Annotated in this window: 14 protein-coding genes and 3 pseudogenes; 4 read left to right on the top strand and 13 right to left on the bottom strand. The window is 58.3% G+C overall.

Going from position 1 to position 18,679, the window contains the following annotated elements:
* Positions 1-110: 110 nt before the first annotated feature.
* The 7 genes and pseudogenes from nifD to queC form a co-directional block, all read right to left on the bottom strand.
* The gene (gene nifD, locus EOA79_RS00705; protein WP_024505262.1) at positions 111-1,613 is read right to left on the bottom strand and encodes a nitrogenase molybdenum-iron protein alpha chain; all 1,503 of its coding nucleotides are present in this window, start codon (positions 1,611-1,613) and stop codon (positions 111-113) included.
* Between the two features lie 87 nt (positions 1,614-1,700).
* A complete protein-coding gene (nifH, locus tag EOA79_RS00700; protein WP_024505261.1) occupies positions 1,701-2,594 on the bottom strand; it encodes a nitrogenase iron protein in 894 nt (297 codons plus the stop codon).
* 1,097 nt (positions 2,595-3,691) lie between these two features.
* Positions 3,692-3,888, bottom strand: a pseudogene (locus tag EOA79_RS33350) (7-carboxy-7-deazaguanine synthase QueE); the annotation flags it as partial.
* A gap of 160 nt (positions 3,889-4,048) precedes the next feature.
* Positions 4,049-4,801 carry a carbonic anhydrase gene (locus EOA79_RS00685; protein WP_063169372.1) on the bottom strand — a complete coding sequence of 251 codons (753 nt, stop codon included), beginning with the start codon at positions 4,799-4,801 and terminating at the stop codon, positions 4,049-4,051.
* 770 nt (positions 4,802-5,571) lie between these two features.
* Positions 5,572-6,297, bottom strand: a complete 726-nt coding sequence (gene queE, locus EOA79_RS00680) for a 7-carboxy-7-deazaguanine synthase QueE (protein ID WP_164548811.1) — start codon at positions 6,295-6,297, stop codon at positions 5,572-5,574.
* Between the two features lie 5 nt (positions 6,298-6,302).
* Positions 6,303-6,659 (bottom strand): 6-carboxytetrahydropterin synthase QueD, encoded by a 357-nt coding sequence (queD, locus tag EOA79_RS00675; protein ID WP_063169374.1) that lies wholly within the window; start codon positions 6,657-6,659, stop codon positions 6,303-6,305.
* The gene (queC, locus tag EOA79_RS00670; protein ID WP_063170389.1) at positions 6,659-7,357 is read right to left on the bottom strand and encodes a 7-cyano-7-deazaguanine synthase QueC; all 699 of its coding nucleotides are present in this window, start codon (positions 7,355-7,357) and stop codon (positions 6,659-6,661) included. Before queC ends, queD begins: the two co-directional genes overlap by 1 nt.
* A gap of 369 nt (positions 7,358-7,726) precedes the next feature.
* Between queC and EOA79_RS00665 the strand changes: the two are divergent.
* Positions 7,727-7,868, top strand: a pseudogene (locus tag EOA79_RS00665) (transposase); the annotation flags it as partial.
* On the opposite strand, the pseudogene EOA79_RS00660 reads toward EOA79_RS00665, so the two are convergent.
* The 3 genes and pseudogenes from EOA79_RS00660 to hisC form a co-directional block, all read right to left on the bottom strand.
* Positions 7,863-9,065: pseudogene (locus EOA79_RS00660) on the bottom strand (IS3 family transposase). The pseudogenes EOA79_RS00665 and EOA79_RS00660 sit on opposite strands and share 6 nt — an antisense overlap.
* Before the next feature lie 254 nt (positions 9,066-9,319).
* A complete protein-coding gene (locus tag EOA79_RS00655; protein WP_063169375.1) occupies positions 9,320-10,354 on the bottom strand; it encodes an LLM class flavin-dependent oxidoreductase in 1,035 nt (344 codons plus the stop codon).
* A gap of 71 nt (positions 10,355-10,425) precedes the next feature.
* The gene (hisC, locus tag EOA79_RS00650) at positions 10,426-11,556 is read right to left on the bottom strand and encodes a histidinol-phosphate transaminase (protein ID WP_063169376.1); all 1,131 of its coding nucleotides are present in this window, start codon (positions 11,554-11,556) and stop codon (positions 10,426-10,428) included.
* A 796-nt stretch (positions 11,557-12,352) separates the two neighbouring features.
* Between hisC and EOA79_RS00645 the strand changes: the two genes are divergently transcribed.
* Positions 12,353-13,306 (top strand): IS481 family transposase, encoded by a 954-nt coding sequence (locus tag EOA79_RS00645; protein ID WP_063169377.1) that lies wholly within the window; start codon positions 12,353-12,355, stop codon positions 13,304-13,306.
* Positions 13,307-13,467: 161 nt separating this feature from the next.
* Here EOA79_RS00645 and EOA79_RS00640 read toward each other — a convergent pair whose 3' ends face one another.
* Positions 13,468-13,740 (bottom strand): hypothetical protein, encoded by a 273-nt coding sequence (locus EOA79_RS00640; RefSeq protein WP_206639222.1) that lies wholly within the window; start codon positions 13,738-13,740, stop codon positions 13,468-13,470.
* A 1,172-nt stretch (positions 13,741-14,912) separates the two neighbouring features.
* Here EOA79_RS00640 and EOA79_RS00635 point away from each other — a divergent pair.
* Both EOA79_RS00635 and rpoN read left to right on the top strand, forming a co-directional pair.
* Positions 14,913-15,446, top strand: a complete 534-nt coding sequence (locus tag EOA79_RS00635; RefSeq protein ID WP_024505252.1) for a peroxiredoxin — start codon at positions 14,913-14,915, stop codon at positions 15,444-15,446.
* Between the two features lie 68 nt (positions 15,447-15,514).
* A complete protein-coding gene (gene rpoN / locus EOA79_RS00630) occupies positions 15,515-16,948 on the top strand; it encodes an RNA polymerase factor sigma-54 (protein WP_128292693.1) in 1,434 nt (477 codons plus the stop codon).
* On the opposite strand, the gene EOA79_RS00625 is transcribed toward rpoN, so the two are convergent.
* Positions 16,945-17,571, bottom strand: coding sequence for a nitrogen fixation protein NifQ (locus tag EOA79_RS00625; RefSeq protein ID WP_063169382.1), 627 nt, complete (start codon positions 17,569-17,571; stop codon positions 16,945-16,947). The two genes, rpoN and EOA79_RS00625, sit on opposite strands and share 4 nt — an antisense overlap.
* Positions 17,558-18,610, bottom strand: a complete 1,053-nt coding sequence (locus EOA79_RS00620; protein ID WP_024505249.1) for an LLM class flavin-dependent oxidoreductase — start codon at positions 18,608-18,610, stop codon at positions 17,558-17,560. Before EOA79_RS00620 ends, EOA79_RS00625 begins: the two co-directional genes overlap by 14 nt.
* Positions 18,611-18,679 lie beyond the last annotated feature (69 nt).

Genomic DNA, 18,679 nt, shown 5'->3' with positions numbered 1-18,679 from the left:
TCTGGCTGCGCGGGACGGCAGCTCAGGACGTCAAGACGTTCCAGGCTCCGGCGGATCAGAGGCCGCGGGAGTTCACCGTCTCAGTGGGAGACTGGGGCTGAAGCAAATGTTTATTCGGCAGCCATCGCCCGCTCATCGCCCCGGCTTCTTTTCCAAGGCGCGTGGAATAGGTCCCAGACCGGGTTGTTAATGGCGAGATCCACATCACGTGCGAAAATGGCAAAGCCGTCGTAGCCGTGATACGGGCCTGAATAATCCCAGGAATGCATCTGGCGGAACGGTATGCCCATCTTCTGCACCGGGTATTTTTCTTTGATTCCCGAGCCGACCAGATTTGGGCGAATCCCTTCGATGAATTTCTCCAACTCATAGCCGGTCACGTCATCGTAGATCAGCGTGCCGTTCTTCACGTAGTGGCCGGTGCGCTGATAGTCGTCGCTGTGGGCGAATTCATAGCCGGTGCCCACGATGACCATGCCGAGGTCCTCGTAGGCCGTGACGACGTGGCGGGGGCGCAGGCCGCCGACATAGAGCATCACGGTATTTCCTTCCAGGCGCGACAGGTACTTGGCGATGACCGCATCAACAAGCGGCCTGTACTTGGCAATGACCTTTTCGGTCTTCTCCTCGATTTCCGGCCCAAAATGCTTGGCTATGTTGCGCAGAGAGGCTTCGATCTGGGAGGGACCGAAGAAATTGTACTCCATCCAGGCGACGCCATACTTTTCCTCCATATGCCGACAGATGTAATTCATCGACCGGTAGCAGTGGATAAGATTGAGCTTAGCCTTCGGGGCGCGCTCGATCTCTGCGAGTGTGGCGTCACCCGACCAGTTGCCAACCACGCGCAGCCCTATCTCCTCAAGCAGTATGCGCGAGGCCCAGGCATCGCCGCCGATATTGTAGTCGCCGATGACGTTGACGTCGTAGGGGCCGGCCTCGAACTTGACATCCTTTTTGTCGAAGACCCAATCCCGGATTGCATCATTGGCGATGTGGTGGCCAAGCGACTGCGAGACGCCGCGGAAGCCCTCGCAGCGTACCGGCACGATCGTCTTGTCATACTCCTTGGTCTTTTTGCGAGAAACGGCCTCGGTGTCATCGCCAATCAGGCCGATAGGGCATTCGGACTGCACGGTGATGCCGTTGTTGAGCGGAAACAAGACTTCAATCTCGTCAATGATCTGTTCCAGCTTCTTGTCGCCGCCGAAGACGATGTCCTTCTCCTGGAAATCGGAGGTGAACTGCATTGTCCCGAACGTGTCGACGCCCGTTGTACCGACGTAGTAGTTGCGGCGCTGCGACCAAGAATATTGGCCGCAGCCGACCGGGCCGTGCGAGATATGGACCATATCCTTGACTGGCCCCCACACCACGCCTTTCGAACCAGCATATGCACAGCCGCGAATCGTCATCACCCCGGGAATGGACTTGATGTTCGATTTGACGTCGCATTCGGAAAGGACCTCGCTTTCCCCGCCAGCCTCGTTGCCGCTCTTTGCGACGTTGAGGTGCTTCTTGCGGCGCTTCGCCGCCTTGTCGGGATAATGCGACAGCACCTCTTCGATAAGCTTCGCATGAAGAGCACCGTCATTCTCGTATTCCCGGCTCATGAGTCCCCCTTTCAAGGTTGGGTGACGCCTCAAAGAATAGGCGCCGTTCTCTGCAAGGCGCGCCGATTCATGGCAGCGCTAATGTCACTACTGGGCCGCCGCCTTCGCCGCTTCCTTGGAGTGAAGCTCGGCAAGCATCTGCTCGTCGGTCTTCATGATGCCGAAGTCGAGCAGCATCTCCTCCAGCTCCTCCATGGTGATCGGCGTCGGGATCGTACCCTGGCCCGAATTGGCGTGGATCTTCTCGGCCAGAGCGCGGTATTCCCCTGCCTGCTTTGAGTCCGGCGCGTACTGGATCACCGACATCTTCCTGAGTTCGGCATGTTGGACGATGTTGTCGCGGGGCACGAAGTGGATGAGCTTGGAATTCAATCGGCCAGCCAGTGCTTCGGCCAGATCGAGTTCGCGGTCGGTTTGACGTTCATTGCAGATCAGCCCGCCCAGCCGCACACCGCCCGAATGGGCATATTTGAGGATGCCCTTGGCGATGTTGTTGGCGGCATAGAGCGCCATCATCTCGCCGGACATGACGATATAGATCTCCTGGGCCTTGCCTTCGCGGATCGGCATGGCGAAGCCGCCGCATACCACGTCGCCGAGGACGTCATAGGAGACATAATCGACATCGTCATAAGCGCCATTCTCCTCGAGGAAATTGATCGAGGTGATGACGCCGCGGCCGGCGCAACCGACACCCGGCTCGGGGCCGCCGGACTCCACGCACTTGATGCCTCTGTAGCCCACCTTGAGCACGTCCTGGAGTTCGAGGTCTTCCACCGAGCCTTCCTGTGCGGCGAGATCCAGGACGGTATCCTGAGCTTTCGAATTCAGGATCAAGCGTGTGGAATCGGCTTTGGGGTCGCATCCTACGATGAGGATTCTCTGCCCGAGGTCGACAAGGGCAGCGAGCGTATTTTGGGACGTGGTGGACTTGCCGATGCCGCCTTTTCCGTAAAAGGCGATCTGACGCAGACCTGACATAATAGCTTTCCTTCCTTCGTTCTAATTATCGCGACTGCCCGCGACACAAGTGCCGATAGGCAGCTCGTGCCGCCTCACACCAAGCATCGCAAAAAGCGTACCAGCGTGATCGGCCGATCCCAGAAGAAACTTTGTCATTAAATTCCAGCCGCTTAGACGGCGGCAAAACGCGCGAACGGGCCTTTCAGGCGTCTGTCACGGACACGACAAAGCCGACACAGATTGTCGTGCGCCATCCAAACCGCCGTGTGTCGAGCTCGAAGCGGGAGAATGGGGAAGTTAGCCCAAAGCTGATGGCGAGACCATCGGAAGACATCGGCTCTTGTCTTTCCAGCCTGCCATTGATCGGGCGGTCGCTGGATGAGCAGGAGCCTGGGGCTTGACCGCGGCGCGGGTAGTTCAGGCAGGCTTACAGAGCGGGAACGCCGGCGGCCGATAGACATCCGCGCTTAACCTTTCATAGCCCGTCTACAAGTTGGTTCCGCCGACGCGCTATATGGAAGCCAAATAATTCAGTAGCTTAGCCGAGAGCATTGATTTTTTCAGAAAGATACGTGTTATACGCGTATGAACCGCCGAACCCATGGTCGGCGCCCTCATGCGCGTGAGACCCCGTTGTGGGCGAGGCTCGCGACTGGCTGCACGATCCTAGCCGGCCTGCTTGCCATTGAGTTTGGTCCCGCCGCGGTAGGCTGCGGCATCAAGGGCAACATCAGCTACAACACTGGCAAGAAGATTATCACGTTCTTGGACAGGAATCTTACTGGGAGACACGCATCAACCTATTGAAGGGCGAGCGGTGGTTTTGTTCAGAGGAAGCTGCACGAAAGGCGGGCGGGCGGGCTTCGAGAGGTTAGTGTCGCGGCAGCTTGCAGATCTGCCCACGGGGCCGCCACGATCGCAAAGTGTGTACAAAAGCGCCCTCTCTGCCGAACTGAACAGTGCTCACGGCCATAGCCTCGGATGAGCCCGACTGGCTTGACCTCTGCATGATGAGAGCAGCTTTTACACCAGGTGCGCAGCACATGTCTTTAACGAACGCATCGTCTTCAAGAATATAGAGAGCAATTCGGAAAACCGAGTAGTTGGCGGCGAAGCTAGGAGAAGGTATACACTACCCTCTTGTTACCCCAGAGTAGAACGTGCAGCTGCGGCAAGACGCGGGCTTCGAACCACCTGTCGCTGGTCACCTTTTCTACCAGCGGTTCCATGCGCATCATATTCCGTCGGACTCGACAGAGACGTCTTCATTACCACGGCGGGGCGGCGTGTGATTGCCGGGTTGCAGACAAACCTCGCCGCGACGTATTTGGGACGAGTGGTGTCGGCACCGAATCCCTATCATTTAGACTAGCCAGCTTGGGGAGCGCCGTCAGACCGCCAGACCGGAAGAGGAGGCTTCGCGCCAACTTGTGCCAAGAATGTTGGACCGTGCGGAACCGCTGGGGCGGCGCTCAACTCTGGCGCAGGATGAAGCGTCGATTGGGTGAATGAATAGGGCGCGCGTTCGACGGGTAGAGTGAGGCAAATCGCTGGATGTCTGCCGGATCAACGTCAACCGGTTCCATCGCCACCATCCACTCGACGTTTTCGGTGCACGGCGGCGTCGTCAGTGAGCCCTCATAAGTCCAATAGCCAAGCGAGGCTGGCAGAAGCCAGTTGGGATTCACCTCGTCGATCGTCACCTCCCCATTCGGCAGTTCGGGAAAGGCCGCAGCAAGGGCAGCAAAGCTGGCATTTGTCGCGCCGGGCGTTAAAAAGACGCCCAGCACGCCCAGAGTACCACTTTGCGTGTCCTTGTGAACGAAATGCACCTCCATCGGGAAGCTCTTGCCCGCCACGTGATGTTCGCTTGGCGCATGGAAATGGAACTGTACCAGTTCGTAGACACGATCGCCGCGGGTCAGCGTGCTGCCTTGTGGCATATTGATTTGAATGGTGTGGCCGTTGTTCACCATATTGCCGCCGCCCTTGTGCCAGCCGATGGCGATATGCGGGATATCCGCCTTGACCGCGCTGTTGATATTGATCGGCGATTGCTGCGTGCCGGCAGAGCATACGAAATTTTCCTTATCCAGATCAGCCCAGTGCTCCGGTCCGACCGGACCGGTGTACCCCCAATGGGCACTGGTCGCTTGGGCGGCTTGAACGCAAATCCGGCATGCGCCGAGCGCAACCAACCCTTTGATCAGGTGACGACGATACATATTACTTTTGCTCCTCTTGCGAACTGATGTTGGTGGCTGCCCTAATGGACGCGTGATGGCCAATCGGCGCGGCCAGTATTGTCCTTTGCAACTGATAGATGCCCGCACGCCTTGGCGTGCTTTCATAAGTGCGGCTGCCGTTTCTCGGCTGGCCGGCTTCTGCAGCCCGCAACGGGGGCAGTTTCAACCAGCTAAACGATAAAAAATTTTAGCAGACCAGCGCTTGACCCCCGCCGCAAAGGCACAGGCGAAGGTGATCACTGCGCGGCTGCCGTTCGCGCCGGAGGCCGCATCGCTATACTTTACACTCGCTGCCCAAGGAGACGCAGGCGACCCCAATACGTTTTCATCGCTACTCCCGACGCAGCCGACCCACGCCACGAAAACGTTGCTATATTTCACGTTGGGCCAATGAGGAAATCGATCTTCTTTATGGAAGGCATTTGCGCAATGGATGCATTCCCATGCTGACAGTCGTGCGTCAGGCCGGACAATGAGATACATCGATAAGAGCTGGACAAGGATGAGGGGATGACGTGCTTGCGACGGAGCAGGTGGGGCGAGAAGGCCAGTTCTTGCGGATTTCAACTTTGCGTGACGACAGCTCATCGGAGTCAAGGTGACACACGCCGGCAGCGGGGTGTCCGGGCGGTTTCCAGCCGCACAATCGCGAGACCGCTGACGCGAACAAAGCTCGGCTGTACTCGGCACGCGAAGAGAGCCTGCCAAGCCGTTGGAGCCCGGCCTTCCGGTGCGACGCAAGCCACAGACTAGACCGCCCTCTTGTTACCCCAAAGCAGAACGTGCAGCTGCGGCAACACGCGGGCTTCGAACCACCTGTCGCTAGTCACCCTTTCGACAAGCCATTCCATTCGCATCATTATTCCGTCCAAGTCGACAGAGGCGTCTTCACTGCCAGGGAGCGGCGGCGTGTGATTGCCGGGTTGCAGATAGATCGGAAGGTGCGGATATCTCGCCGCGACTTCTTTGGCGTAGGCATAGTCACTCTCGTCGAAAACGACGAGCTTGAGCACGATTTGCGGCTTCTCTTGCGCCGCTTCGAGGCATGCATCAAACGCAGCCCAACGGGTCGTCATCTCGCTGGACGGCGGCTTTGGGCTAAGGGTCAGCACGTCAAGATCCGCAAACCACTCCCTCACCACGGAACCCTGCGTTTCCAGTGCAAAACGATAGCCCTCGCGATGGCCTCGTTCTATGAGGGGACCGAACGGCTGAATGGCCGGGTTGCCGCCTGACAAGGAGACCATAACCGGCCTGCCGCCGGAAAGCGCATGGACGGTTTGCCACACGGCATCGATCGGCATCGGTAGCCATTCATGGCGATACTGATTGTCCACCGCGTGAAGGCTGTCGCACCATGAACAGCGATAATCACATCCGCCGGTTCTGATGAACACCGTCGGCAAGCCGATGAGCACGCCCTCGCCCTGGATAGTCGGCCCGAATATCTCGCTCACACGGATTGCGGGATGCATGTCGGTCACGGACGGTATTCCGCCCAAGTTTTCGGTGTTTCGCTAACGCGCACGGCCGCGGTCTGCGGCAGACGTGCCTTGCACCATTCATAGAAATGTCTGGCCAGGCATTCCGCCGTGACCTTCTCATGTCCCAGCACGTCGTTGAGGTGCCGATGGTCGAAGCTCTCGTCAATGTAGCGTTTGAGCGGCGCCAGATCGTGATAGTCGCGCACGAAGCCGTGGGCGTCCAGTTCCTTGGCCGACAGCTCCACTACGACGACATAGTTATGCCCGTGCAGGCGCGCGCATTGATGGTTGGGAGGCAAGGAGGTGAGCTGATGCGAGGCCGAGAAGTGGAATTCCTTGCTGATGTGGAACATTACGCGCGCCTCCTGCGCAGCGCCTCAAGCCAGAAATCGGCGTCCTCGTAGTCGGTGGGATCAGCGTGCCCGGCGAGATGGAACGCTTCGCGCCGCTCGACGCAGGTCCCGCATCGTCCGCAGTGACGCACGCCGCCCTTGTAACAGGACCAGGTCTCAGCAAACGGGGTGCCGTATCTTGCGCCATCCGCAACAATGTCAGCTTTTCCGAGATTCACATACGGTGCATAGAGGCGTATCTGCGCATAGCCGTCGAGCGCGCGGTCTTGCATTGTCTGGAAAGCTTCAATGAAGGCCGGACGGCAATCGGGATAGATGAAATGGTCCCCACCATGCACGGCCGCCGCCACCGCTTCGGCGCTGTGGGCGGCGGCGAGACCGAAGGCGATTGCCAACATGATGGCATTGCGGTTCGGCACCACCGTAATCTTCATCGTGTCTTCGGCGTAGTGGCCGTCCGGCACGTCGATACTGCTAGTCAGCGCTGAGCCGGAAAGGCCACGGCCAATTTCGCCGATGTCGATGATCTGGTGCGGGACCTTCAGTCGCTGCGCGCAAAGAGCGGCGAAGCCCAATTCCTTCCTGTGCCGTTGGCCATAGTCGAAAGATAGAAGGCCGGTGAGTTCGTGCTCCGCTGCCACCATGTGAGCAAGGGAAACGGAGTCCAATCCGCCAGAGCAGACGGCGAGAGTCTTCATCATTGGTATCCTTGTTTTGACCGGGTAAGGCTGCGACCGGAGATTTCTCTGCGCCCCCACTACTCCAGCGACTCAGTTTTGTGAACCGGGAGAATTTGCGCTCAGCCCGATTGGAACGGGAGTGCGTCGCGTCCAACACGCGTGATCAATAAAAGTTGAGCGCTTCAGCAGTTTGTTTCGCATCGCGCCAACTTTCGCAACCTGCTGTCCGATCGTCGACTTCGAGACAAGGTGATGTTCGGCCGACATCGGCTGACTCTTAATTAAGCCGCAGAACACATGTTGGCTTTCTGGCCTTCGCTTGTGCGGTTGGCGAGGGCGACATGGATGCCAGCAAATTTGACATTGGCGACATCCGCCTGGAGAACCCTGCGCGGCGCGATTGAGGCCGCAGGCGAGCCTGCTCTAACTGCCGCCCTACAGTCCCGACTTCAATCCGATTGAGAACGCCTTCGCCCAACCTAAGGCGCTGCTGCGAGCAAAGGCCGAGATAACCATCAAGGCTCTATGGGACTGACGTTGCCCCAGCAGTTTTGAGTTCGTTTCCGGCGTGGGTTGTGCCCTGCTGGGCGGGTGAAGCGACGGGCGCTGGCGCGGAGCCTTTGGCATAGCGCAGCGCGAGCGACCGTCGCGGATTGAAGGTGCTGGCGAACTTGGCCGGGGTCTGCCAGGGGGGAGTGCGGCCGCGCGGTGTTGTAGTCGGCGTGCCACAGGGCGATGGCTACGCGCGCCTGAGCCAGCGAGGTGAACAGCGTCTCGTTGAGCAGTTCATCGCGCAGTCGGCCGTTGAAGCTCTCGATGAAGCCATTCTGCATCGGCTTGCCGGGCGCAATGTAATGCCATTCGACGCGGTTCTGATCCGCCCAGGAGAGGATGGCGTTCGAGGTGAACTCGCTGCCATTGTCGCTGACGATCATCCTGGGCCGGCCCCGCTCGGTGATGAGCCGTCCAATTCGCGGGCAACCCGCATGCCCGAGAGAGACGTATCAACGATGAGTGCGAGGCACTCTCTCGTGCAGTCGTCGACGACGGCCAGGATGCGGAAGCGGCGCCCGTCGGTGAGCTGGTCCGATACGAAGTCGAGCGACCAGCGCTCGTCGGGCCTCAGCGGCACCAGCATCGGCGCCCTGGTCCCGATCGCCCGCTTGCGGCCGCCACGGCGGCGACGGCGAGCTTCTCCTCCCGATAGAGCCGGAACAGCTTCTTGTGGTTCACGACCAGGCCCTCCCGCCTCAGCATCACGAGAAGACGCCGGTAGCCGAACCGGCGACGCTCCTGCGCGATCGGCCTTCATCCGCTCGCGAACCTCGCGGTCGTCCGGCCTGCTGGTCTGGTAGCGAACCGTCATGCGGCAACAGCCGATGGCTTTACACGCCCGCCGTTCGCTCATCCCGAAGCCTTCCTTCAGGCGAGCGACAGCTTTCCGCTTGGCGGCGGGCGTCACCATTTCTTTCCCACAAGGTCCTTCAACGCGGCATTGTCGAGCATGGCGTCGGCCAAAAGCCGCTTCAGGCGCGTGTTCTCGTCCTCCAGCGCCTTCAGGTCGCCGAGCCTCGGTGACATCCATCCCGCCGAAGCGGGCCTTCCAATTGTAGATCGAGGCGTCGCTGACCCCGTGCTTGCGGCACAGATCGCCAACCGATACCCCGGCCTCGTGTTTCTTCAAAATTCCGATGATCTGCTCTTCAGAGAAGCGGCTGCGTTTCATGTCCTGGTCCTCTGGATGGGCCAGAACGAACTTCAAACCGGATTAGATCAGAGGGGCAAGGTCAGGACGCCTCGGCGCGGTCGTCGACCTCTTCACCCCAGCCGAATGTGCCAACTACTTCAAAGCCGCAGGATATGACCTGGATCAGATAGGACGTGCTCCAATGGTTTACACCTGACACAGGAGTCCGGCCCCCACAACCGTTTCGCAATGAGGAGCAGCGCTGCCGCTGCTCCTCCAATCACACGACGGATTCACGATGCGGCAACTCGAGCCATGATTTCGGATCCAATGGCCGATGCGGTGTATAGTGAGGCATCCAGCGGCAAATCCCCAAATGCCAGTTGACACAGAAGATAATTAGCACCTGCCTCTTCCAGCTGATCAAGGAGAGCTTTTCGGACAGAATCTGCCGTTCCCACGACGCACAATTCACTTTCAATTGCTGCATCGAAGTTCAAAGGCAAGTTTGGTGGAGTGGAAATGGCATTTAGTTCGTATAGAAATTTGAAGCTATTGAGCCATCGTTCATAGGCAGGTGCTGCGAGCAAATACGCATCTGTTTCAGAACGCCCTATCACCACCATTCGGAGCAATCCAAGAAATGGCGCTTGCTGGCCAATGTCAGCATCGTGAATTCGGGCGGCGCGGAACGCGTCGGTAACGCTGCGAACAGAAGTGGAAGGTCCGACGCAGGCGATGTTTGCCCCATTCGCAGCGGCCCAGCTAGCCGGCTCGGGTCGATTGGTGGCGATCCATGTCGGCGGACGGGGATATTGGTGAGGTCTCAACGTCAGCGGAACATCTTTCAACTCAAAGTGGCGGCCCTGATAAGAAAGCGTCCCGCCTTTCATCGCATTGATGAGAATCTCACTGGCCTCCGCATACTGTTCTGGTGCTGCTTCTACAGCAACCCCGAAGTATCCCAATTCAGTGGGAGCAGAGCCGCGCCCTATGCCGAGTTCAAGCCTGCCGCCGCTCAACTGATCAAGCATGCAGATCTCCTCGAAGGCACGCAGCGGATGATAGAGCGCAAGTAGCATTACCATGGGACCAACACGAAGACTGCGGGTTCGCTGGGCGACGCTCGCTAAGAACAAATTCGGTGATGGACCTCTGCCATGCGGCGTACAGTGGTGCTCGGCGAGATGATACGCATAAAAGCCATAGCCATCGCACGCTTCTGCTAGGCTCAGCCGATCTGCATATTGTTGTGCGATGTCATCGCCGTTTTCGTCCAGATGATCGAAGATGCCGAAGGTCAGGCCCGAAGCGGAAATTTTCTTCAATTAATTGTTCTCCAAATTACCTATATTTATTCGCTAATCATCATAGCTCACGACATATCATTACTTGATGCTTAATGTGAATCGACTTCATGCTTGTGAGCACCGCGATCCTTCTTAAAGTTCATACAGACGCGTTCGGCGGCAGCAAGGAATTTGTCCATCTGCTCTGTGGTGCCAATGCTGACGCGAATACAGTTCTTCAAATCTACGTCAGGAAAGCTGGCGATGAGGATCGCCTGCTCTTTCAACGCGGCTTGCCAGCATGAGCCCTCCTGTCCCGCCGGCACACGGGCCAGCAAAAAGTTTGCGTGGGAGGGTGTTACGGAAAAGCCAAGTTGCAACAGCGCCAGGGTCACTCGCTGTCGTTCATGCTTGATGTGCCTGTGGTTCTCTTCGTAGGCGTGGCGATGCGCAAGAATGCTTTTCCCGACCGCCTGCCCGATCACGTTCATGTTGAAGACATTCTGGATGTTGCGCAGCCTGCCAATGATTTCTGGGTGACCGAAACCGAAGCCGACTCGCACGCCAGCGGCAGCATAGCTCTTTGAAAAAGTCCTCAAGATCAAAAGATTCGGATGTCTATTGACGAGGCGCAGGGCATTGTCGGGTGCGAAGTCAACGTAGGCCTCATCCAAGACGACCAAGCGATCTGCTTGCTCCACAAGGCGTTCGATTTCGGCCACCGGCACGAATGTTCCGGTCGGATTGTTCGGATTAGCCAACAGAATGAACTTCGCGTCTTTTGCGGGGCCGGACAGCAGTTTTTCTATCGGCAGGGGATGAGCTTCGCTCGATGCGATTTCGAGAAACTCGGCACCCTGCAACATGGCAAGTTTACGGTTGAACGAAAATCCGGGCGACAGCATTGCCACTCTATCTCCTGGGGCGAGGAAAGCTCTGTAGATGAGTCCGAGCAGCTCCGACGAACCGTTGCCGGCAATCACCTGATCTTTGGAAAATCCGTAAGCATCGGAGGCAGCTGCCCTTAAGCTGAGATTGTCGTCTTCCGGATAAAGATACTGGTGTTCGATCGCAGCAATTGCACTTTGCATTACGCTCTTCGGCAACGGAAACGGGTTCTCGTTCGTATTTAGCTTAACGCAGTTTGCATCCGTCGCTGGTCCGTTGGACGAGAGAGCATCTAATTTGCTGGCCACCGGCGAAAAAAGCGAAAGCACGGTCTTCAGTTTTGCATCGCACATGTTCTTCTCCGTTTTTCAGTCCCGCAGGGCATGTGACATGAGGCAATCGTTGATCGTGACTTGATCGACGTTCGGCTATATCAGCGCTGCCTTCCCACCCTGGTGGGGATCGCCGACCACGGTTTGGATTTGACACCGGGAAGCTGTCGAGAACCTGATGACGACCCAACGTTTGGCCGACGGCCGATTCGGCGCAACAGACGGTGTTTCAACATCGCATCGTCCTCAAAGCCGCATGCAGGGCCTGCACGACAGCCCGTCTCCAGCGCCCGCAGATAGGTGGAAGCCGAAGTCTTGCCGAACCTCAGTTGCTCTGCCACCTTGGCCCACCGGACTGCCCTGTTTATGGGTCAGGCGCAGGATATCTCTGACGCTCGTTCGTCTTGCTTGCTTCCGTCTTGGCATGGGCTCTCTCGGTTTGCTGATGAGAGAGCCAAATACCGGCTCATCTGAGCATGAGACGCAGGCCTGACGATATGGAGCGTCGCTGGTGGCGCGCGTAGCCGAGAGGGTTCGCCTCGCTGGCGGGGCATGCAAGACGGCGCACCTCCTTAGCCATCCTGTCCCATCGTCTCAGATCGTGAGGCGCACCTTATAGTCGGTGAGGAGATCTTGCAGGGTCAGGTTACGCCCTAGCGCTTAAGGTTGTTGGTCGCACCGAGCAAGCGCGGGACCTGTCGACGGACAACAGCGGTGCCACTGCCGGCACTAGGTGTGAGCTTTCGAGAGGTTGTCCATTCGGACCGGACCGAGGAGACTGGAGTTACCACGCTTCAGCATCCATCGGAGGGTCCGAATGAACATCCACAAGAATGCCCGTCTCACACCGCTGCGTCGAGAGGAGATGGCGTTATCGGTGATAGAAGGCGCTTTTTCCAAAGCCCATGCGGCGCGCGTCTATGGCGTGTCGGCCAAGATCGTGGCGCGCTGGGTCGAGCGCTATAAGACCAAAGGGCGGGCCGGCATGGTCGACCGCTCGTCGCGGCCCACCGTCATGCCGAGCCTGACCGAACAGTCCGTGGCCGAGCGCATCGCAGCCTTGCGTCGCCAGCGGCTGACCGGCAAGCACATCGCCCATGAGGTCGGCGTCTCGCCCGCCACCGTCAGCCGGGTTCTCAAGCGTGCCGGGCTGTCGCGGCTCAGGGATATCGAGCCGGCCGAACCGGTCCGGCGCTACGAGCGGGAGCATCCCGGCGAGATGATCCATATCGACATCAAGAAGCTCGGCCGCTTCAGCCAAGTCGGCCATCGTATCACCGGCGATCCGCAAAAGGGCAAGTCGCGCGGCGCCGGCTGGGAGTTCGTCCATGTCTGCATCGACGACGCGTCCCGCATCGCCTTCTCGCAAATCCTGCCCGACGAGAAAAAGGAGTGCGCCATCGCCTTCCTCAAGGCCGCGGTCGCCTATTACGCCAGCCTCGGCGTCACGATAGCCCGCGTCATGACCGACAACGGCTCCTGCTACAGATCAAAGGCCTTCGCCAAGGCCTGCCGCGATCTCGGCCTCAAGCACGTCACGACAAGACCCTATACGCCCAAGACCAATGGCAAGGCCGAGCGCTTCATCCAGACAGCACTGCGCGAATGGGCCTACGCCATTGCCTATCCGACATCCGATCATCGTGCCGCCGAACTGCCTGTCTGGCTGCACAGATACAATTGGCATCGTCCACATGGCAGCCTAAAGTCAAAAACGCCTATCAGTCGCCTCGCCCTGATCGAGGACAACCTGTTGAAGCTCCACAACTAGGTCGTCCAGCATCACAGTGAACCGCGTACGTAGTATTTTGTCGTAGGCGGCATTCTGGATAGCCGGATACGGGCTCTTCACCCGCTGCACCACCGATTGCGGGATGATGTCGCGAGAAACATTCACGGATTTCGTGAAAAAAGTGTACCCGCCGAAGAGCCCTACTCGCGGGGGCGGTGCAGCACCACCTCGGTGTCACTGCTCGTGTTCATGCGATGGACTAGGCCGGCCAGCTGTTGACGCAGCTCGCGGTAGTTGTAAGTCTCACCCGTGTAGACGAGCACCAAGTCAGGTCGGCCATCCCCCTGGAGCATCCTCGGCTGGCGGCCGCCCTGGATATCGATGATTGCCAGGCGGTGGTGTCCCAGCGCCGCAGGCCCGCCGATCCAAGTCCCCTCGTCGTCCGGACCGTGGTTCGCCATGGTGGCCGTCATATCGGCAAGCTCCCTTCGCGCATCGGGACCTCCGAGGTCTCGATTGAAGTCGATCCATTCACAGATGCCGCACAGGTTATGTCGCCGCATTTGGGCGAAGCAGATATAAGGCCAGTGGGAAACCATCGAGGCAAAGTGACGGATCTAGCCCAGCTACGATCCGCATCCGACATTGTCGGACATCGGACAGCACCGCGATTCGCTGCATAGGAAGCCTGGAGTCGCGATTTCCCCTGGGGGAATCAGCGCATGAAAGGAGAGCTGGGTCGTGTCTGCCGAAATGAGAAATTGCTCCCCTTATTGCATCACCGAGGAATGTTACCCAGCGCGATAGACGGACATGCCCTATCTCCCCCCGTTGCAGCTGAGGGAGATAGGGGCCAGCTCTTCATTCAACCCTCATGGAGGATGATCAGCCCAGCCATTTCCATGCGCCGGCCTTCACAAGCCGTGCACCATTCAGGTTCTTTTCCTTGAAGCGCGACGATCCTTGTCAGACGTCGCAACACTTGCTGCCGAGAGCACGAGCTCTTCCTCGAGCATGCCTTGATCTGCGCCTCGAACGGCTCGCACATGCTGGGTTTCAACGACTTCGCAGAGGTTGATATTCTGCAGTGACTTCGTCTCGCTGCTGCACGGCATTGACGCTGGGAGCCATGCTCGCGTGGCGCAATTGTGCTGAAGCCGGTGCCCACGGCAACGTTTCTTAACCCGCCCCAGATCCTGGCGTTTGGCTATTTCCGACATTCGTGTCCGGCTTCGGACAAAGGCCGGGTTTGCCGAACGGAGTCGCACCCAATTTCCAGTGCTGCTTGAGCAATAATATCGACCGGCATTACTGCACAACACGAAAGTTGCTGCAAAAACCGAAGTGAACCCAAGGCATCGGGTCAATTGGCATGGCGCTTGCGACTCGGTCGATAGAACGCAGTCAAAATCACGGTTGCAGACCATGCCTACCTCTCAAAGCTCGATAAAGCACGCGAGCAAAATTCCCCGTCTCCGCGGAAGCTCGTCGCCGTTAAACGTGCCTGCTCGGGGGCGGTCTTGCACAAGACCGGTCCGAGGCAACCACGCCAAGGCGCGAGGCTGCCGGAACTGTCCACCGAAGTCGATGCCGCTTCAGTTTAACCGAAAAATGCACCGTACCACTTTGGCCTGGAAGCAAATCAATGACCTATAGAAAGAACGTTCCTCTCGTGACCTTTCGCACGCGTGTTCGCGATGAGTCGATCGGGGGGCCAAATCCTTATCGGTGGGAGAACAAGACCTCCGACGATTATTTCGGGGGCAAGCGCATCATCCTGTTCTCGCTGCCTGGCGCCTTCACCCCGACCTGCTCGACCTTCCAACTGCCCGATTTCGAAAAACTCTATGATCAATTTCTGGAACTGCGAATTGACGCGATCTACTGCGTCTCGGTCAACGATGCTTTCGTCATGAATGCGTGGGGAAAGTCCTTGGGGCTGCAGAAGATCGAGCTGATCCCAGACGGGTCGGGCGAGTTCACGCGCAAAATGGGCATGCTGGTCGCGAAGGACAATCTGGGCTTTGGCATGCGCTCCTGGCGATACGCCGCTCTGATCGACGATGGCGTGGTGGAGCAGTGGTTCGAGGAGGAAGGCTTCTGTGACAACTGCGAGACGGACCCCTATGGCGTTTCATCCCCGCAAAACGTTCTCGACAAATTGAAGGCGGCGGCATGACCCAGAAGTGGAAAGTCTCACACAACCCAAGCACACACTAGAGCCTCCTCGGCAGATCACGGTTCAACATGCATCTCTCAGCAAGCCTGCTTCAACGCCAGAAGCAACGTATGGTCTTATCGCCTCAAGCCATTGAAGCTATTCGCTTGCTGCGATTGACGCATACTGAACTCCATCAGCTCGTGCAGCAGGCACTCGAGAAGAACCCCGTTTTGAAGCCTGACCCGTTTGACGACGATTCGCCGCTGCCAGGGGTGGATCAGCGGAGCAGTCAAAGCAGAAGCGAAATCGGCGAATCGCCCATTGGCGGGCCGTCTGGCGGGCGCGGGCAATGGAAGTCGCAACGCAGTAGCGGCAACGATCGACCTGCCGTCGAGGAGTTTACCGCCCACACCGAAACATTGCACGACCATGTCGCCCGCCAGGTCGCCCTCAACCCGTTCACCCCCCAGGAGCGGCTGATTGCCGGACAGCTCGCCGCTCATCTGGAGGACACTGGCTATCTTCAGGTAAACCTTTTCGATCTGGCCAGGAGGTTAAACGTTCGGCAAGCTGATGTGGAACGGGTCATCGGAATCTTGCAGCAATTTGATCCGCCGGGCATTTTTGCGCGAACTCTCAGCGAATGCCTGGAGATTCAGCTGCGCCAGCAAGACCGGTTCGACCCGGCTATGGCAGCTTTGGTCGCCAATCTCGAGATGCTTGCACGGGGGGATTTTCAGGGATTGAAGCAGCGTTGCGGAGTCGACGAGGAGGATCTCCTCGACATGAGGAACGAAATCCGCGCGCTCGATCCCAAGCCTGGAGACCGGTTCCAGTCCGGGACGCCGGAAACCATCGTACCGGACGTCTGGGTAATGCCCAAGTCCGAAGGTGGATGGCGGGTGGAGCTTGATCCGGCCACGCTGCCCAAAGTGTTGATCAACCACACCTATGTCGCCGAAATCTCGCAGCTGACCAAGCAAAATCCGGAAGGCAAAGCGTTTCTCGACAATTGCCAGGAAAAAGGGAACTGGCTGATCAGCAGTCTCAAGCAGCGCGCTAAGACGATCCTTAAGGTTGCGACCGAAATCGTGCGCCAGCAGGATGCCTTTTTTACACACGGCGCCGCCCATCTGCGGCCTCTCTGTCTCAAAAATGTCGCTGACGAGATCGGCATGCACGAGTCGACGGTAAGCCGGGTGACTTCGAACAGGTACATGTTGACTCCGCGCGGGGTGTTCGAGCTGAAGTATTTTTTCGCTGCGCCAATCGCATCCTGCGAGGGCGGCGATGCGCACTCCGCCAAAGCTGTCTGCCATCGGATCAAGGCAATCATAGCCGAAGAATCGCTCGACAAGGTACATTCCGACGAAGACATCGTTGCTCAACTCAAGGAGACCGGCATCGATGTCGCTCGCCGTACCGTCACCAAATATCGCGAGGCGATGAACATCCCTTCCTCCATACGACGGCGCCGCGATAAGCGTTTGTCCGCAGCTGCGATCAAGCGAAGTGACTAACCGACATTCGTGGTCGGCGAGAGGCGACTCTCAACTTCCTCCGGGCCGAAGCAGCTTTCGAAGTCATGGCATTCCCCGCAACTGGGTGCTGTGCATGACGAAAAGCCTTCGGCCTCACACAGCTTGCGGTAAAAGTACTTTTTCCATTTCATGTTTTCTGTGTTGCCTGCCGCCAGCGCGGGAAAATGTCTGGCAAGCAGGCGGCTGAGCTCAGCGCGATTTGAGAGGCCAAGATCCCGCCAAAGATGGTCCATGCGCATCGCACGCCGGGCGATGATCTTGGCCAAGCGGGCGCTCGCCGGGTCGGCCGGCGCAGCATGCGCTAGCAGCAGCCGGCGTAGCAGTTCCTCTTCCAGTTCCGGCTCGGGCTCGCTCAACTCCTCCAAAGCGAATACGCTGCTGGAGGTAGACGGGAAAGTTGCGGCCAAGACATCACGCAATTCGACAGACGAAAGGCCTGTCCCCTCCGTCGCCAACACCTCGCCCGCCTGGACCTCCTCAAGCGAACGTGAATGTACGCAGGGCAGCACATGCTGATCGAAGCTCCTCCCTAGCTCGGACCCACGCCATTGCGCGCTGGATAGGCAGCCATCATCGTAACGGCCGGCTTCAGCTTCCGGCATGACAAAGCGCCTTGTTGACCGCAGGGATGATCTTGTCGCCCCAGAGCTCGATCTGGCGCAGCATCGTCTTTTGGTCGAAGTCGCCCAATTGAGTCTGAACTGCGATCTGGTCCGGTTTCAAGATATCGATCTCTTCCAGCAGGCGATCAATCACGCGATTTACGCTGCCAATCGGCAAATTTTTGCGCATGGTCTCGAAGGACAGATCCTGCTGGGTCGGTGTCTCCTGCAGCAGGTAGCCATCGTGGCTCTGTTGGCGACGCTGATGCAGGGCTTCAGAAAGCCGGCGCTGGAAGCGGGCATTGTCGAGATAGCTGTTGATCTCCAACTCGTCGTGGCTGGCATAGCAGCAGCGCAGCAGCGATATCTTGACGTCGGTGACGTTCTTTTCCTCGGATGCCGCCGCCCTCTCGACTGATTCACGCAGTGTGGTCAAAGTCTCTAAGCCGTCGTGGAAGGCTGTGACAAAAAAATTGTGCCCCTCGCGGTAGGCCCGAGCCATCCGTGCGGCTCCGCCAGCGATCCAGATAGGCGGCGTCGGCTGCTGGACTGTGCGGACCGAAATCGCTGTTGGGGGGATCTTCTCATACTGGCCGTCGTGTTCGAAGACGTTTTGGTTGAGGCCCTTGAGAATGATGTCCAGGTATTCCGAAAAGACGGCCGGCGCCTCATCGATGTCCACGCCGAACCGTTCGAACTCGAACTGCTGGTATCCCAAGCCTACGCCGAGCTCGAGACGGCCGTTCGCAACGATGTCGGCGAAGCCGATCTCGGACAGCAGGCGCTGCGGTTGGTAAAGCGGCAGCACGCAGACGGCAGTGCCCAGGCGAATCGTGCTTGTCAAGCCGGCGCAGTGCGCCACCATCATCAGCGGGGATGGTATGAGGCTGTAATTGTTGAAGTGGTGCTCAGCAAACCACGCGGTGTTGAACCCAGCCTGCTCCGAAGCGACGGCCTGTTCGATGGAGTTGCGGATGACGCTTTCTGAGGATTGGTGATAGCCACGCTGGGCGGCCAGAATGAAAGTGGCAAATTCCATGATTTCTCCTCGTTATAGACACGTCAGCCGACCGGGAATGTGCTCGGCATGCGCATGCTTGGATCTCAA

Origin of the sequence: Mesorhizobium sp. M1A.F.Ca.IN.020.03.2.1 (assembly GCF_004023205.1) — a bacterium.
Lineage (GTDB): Bacteria > Pseudomonadota > Alphaproteobacteria > Rhizobiales > Rhizobiaceae > Mesorhizobium.
The sequence above is the reverse complement of the archived record's forward strand: the minus strand, read 5'-3'. Positions and strand labels throughout refer to the sequence as shown.